This is a genomic window from Colwellia psychrerythraea (assembly GCF_000764185.1).
In the GTDB taxonomy this organism is placed as follows: domain Bacteria; phylum Pseudomonadota; class Gammaproteobacteria; order Enterobacterales; family Alteromonadaceae; genus Colwellia; species Colwellia psychrerythraea_B.
Genome location: NZ_JQEC01000069.1, coordinates 1 through 584, shown reverse-complemented (window position 1 = coordinate 584; position 584 = coordinate 1). Strand labels below are relative to the sequence as shown.

Here is a 584-nt window from a genome sequence, read left to right as displayed (position 1 = left end):
ATGCTACCAACACTTGGACCATTAATAGTGAAAATGCAGGTACGTTAAATACAACTAATTTCACAAATTTCAATAATTTGACTGGTGGTACAGGTATAGATAACTTTACCTTGTCTGATATAGACCATGTAACTGGTTTGATTGATGGCGGTGTAGGTATTGATAGTGTTGCTATTAATGCAAGTAATCAAGATGTTTATTTGGGCACAGATATAACCAACATTGAAACGTTATCAGCCCAAGCGGGCACAAACACTTTACGTGGCGAAAACGCGACTAACGATTGGAATATCACTGCTGCCAATACAGGTACTATCGATGACCAAACAACGACTTTAAGCTTTACTAATTTTAGTGAATTGGTTGGTGGCACCTTAGTTGATGACTTTCTTTTTGATTCCACAGGTAGTGTGAATAGTTTAGCTGCAGGCACAGGTGAAGATGTCATTAGTGTTGATAACATCACGCAGGTAGCTACGACGATAGATGGTGGCGCCAATGACGATATACTTAATTTAAATACTGATAATCAAATCATTACACTTGCTTCAGTAACGAGTATAGAAACAATTAATGCAACGGCG

General features: G+C 38.0%; 1 protein-coding gene. It reads left to right on the top strand.

The window, feature by feature from the left end:
* Positions 1-584 (top strand): hypothetical protein (locus tag GAB14E_RS25160; RefSeq protein ID WP_033084173.1); only part of this gene is annotated, 584 nt, incomplete at both ends.